This window comes from Aeromicrobium sp. PFPM2_SD2, assembly GCF_057364525.1.
Window position 1 is genome coordinate 1 of record NZ_JBNFNZ010000448.1, and the last position, 1,956, is coordinate 1,956.

A 1,956-nucleotide genomic window follows, 5' to 3' on the forward strand; every position below is an offset into this window, starting at 1 on the left:
GCGGAGGCCGCCGTGCCGGTCGAGCCCGTGGCCGAGGAGAAGCCGGCTCGCCGCCGTCACCCGCGCACCCCCGCCGCCCCCGGTCGACGAGGTGTACGAGAACCCGCTCGTGGACGGTCCGGACGACGCCGACGCCAGCGTCGAGCCCGACGCCACCGCGGCCGACCTGGCCTCCGAGGTGCTCGTCAGCGAGGAGCCGGCCAAGCCCGAGAAGCCGTTCGAGCCGATCCCGGCGCGCACCGAGCAGCTCGCCCTGTCCGGGGACGTGGTCTACAACCTGCCCGACGCGGCGATGCTGCGGGAGGGCACGCCGCCCAAGGCGCGCTCGGCCGCGTCCGACGACGTCGTCAAGCGGCTCACCGAGGTGCTCGAGCAGTTCCAGATCGACGCCGCCGTCACCGGCTACACCCGGGGCCCGACGGTCACCCGCTACGAGGTCGAGCTCGGCCCGGCGGTCAAGGTCGAGAAGGTCACCGCGCTCACCAAGAACATCTCCTACGCCGTGGCGTCCAACGAGGTGCGCATCCTGTCGCCCATCCCGGGCAAGTCGGCCATCGGCGTCGAGATCCCCAACGTCGACAAGGAGATGGTCTCGCTCGGCGACGTCCTGCGGTCGGGCAAGGCGCGCGGCGACCACCACCCGATGATCGTGGGCCTGGGCAAGGATGTCGAGGGCGGCTTCGTCGTCGCGAACCTGGCCAAGATGCCGCACCTGCTCGTCGCCGGCGCCACCGGCTCGGGCAAGTCGTCGTTCGTCAACTCGATGATCAGCTCGATCCTCATGCGGGCCACGCCCGACGAGGTGCGCATGATCCTGGTCGACCCCAAGCGCGTGGAGCTCACCAACTACGAGGGCATCCCGCACCTGGTCACGCCGATCATCACCAACCCCAAGAAGGCAGCCGAGGCGCTGCAGTGGGTCGTGCGCGAGATGGACATGCGCTACGACGACCTGGCCAACTTCGGCTTCCGCCACGTGGACGACTTCAACAAGGCCGTCCGCGCCGGCCAGGTCGAGCTGCCCCCGGGCAGCGAGCGCGAGCTGGCGCCGTACCCGTACCTGCTGGTCGTGGTCGACGAGCTCGCCGACCTCATGATGGTCGCCCCCCGCGACGTCGAGGACTCGATCGTCCGCATCACCCAGCTGGCCCGCGCCGCCGGCATCCACCTGGTGCTGGCGACGCAGCGCCCGTCCGTCGACGTCGTCACCGGCCTGATCAAGGCCAACGTGCCCAGCCGGCTCGCGTTCGCCACCAGCTCCCTGGCCGACAGCCGCGTCATCCTCGACCAGCCCGGTGCCGAGAAGCTGGTGGGTCAGGGCGACGGCCTGTTCCTGCCCATGGGTGCGAACAAGGCGATGCGCATGCAGGGCGCCTGGGTCGACGAGGCCGAGATCAAGGGCATCGTCGCCCACGTCAAGGAGCAGCTGCAGCCGTCCTACCGCGAGGACGTGACGGCGCCGAAGGAGTCCAAGCGCGAGCTGGACGACGACATCGGCGACGACCTCGACCTCGTCCTGCAGGCCATCGAGCTGGTCGTCACCACGCAGTTCGGCTCCACCTCGATGCTGCAGCGCAAGCTGCGCGTCGGGTTCGCCAAGGCCGGCCGCCTCATGGACATCATGGAGAGCCGCGGCGTGGTCGGGCCGAGCGAGGGCTCGAAGGCGCGTGACGTGCTGGTCAAGCCCGACGACCTCGAGGACGTGCTGGCCTCGGTGAGCGCGGGATGAGCGTGACGTCGCTGCGCGCCGTGCCGGGGCACGGTTCGATCGATCCCGAGCCGGCGTACGAGATCCACCGGCGCGGGCTGCTGTTCGTCGCGCTGGGCGTCCTGTGCCTGGCGCTCGCCGCGGCGTTCGCCCTCCTCGCGGTCGAGGGGAGGGGACCGCGCTGGTGGTACGCGCCGGGCCGGGCGTCCTGGCCGTCCTTGGCCTCGTGCAACCTGCGGGGCCACCGC

Annotated in this window: 2 protein-coding genes; both read left to right on the forward strand. The window is 71.2% G+C overall.

Features of this window, described 5'->3' with window-relative positions:
• Positions 1-1,729 (forward strand): DNA translocase FtsK (locus AC2W7G_RS14895; RefSeq protein ID WP_485869126.1); only part of this gene is annotated, 1,729 nt, incomplete at its 5' end.
• The coding region (locus tag AC2W7G_RS14900; protein ID WP_485869127.1) for a hypothetical protein at positions 1,726-1,956 on the forward strand (231 nt) is incomplete at its 3' end. The genes AC2W7G_RS14895 and AC2W7G_RS14900, both read left to right, overlap by 4 nt.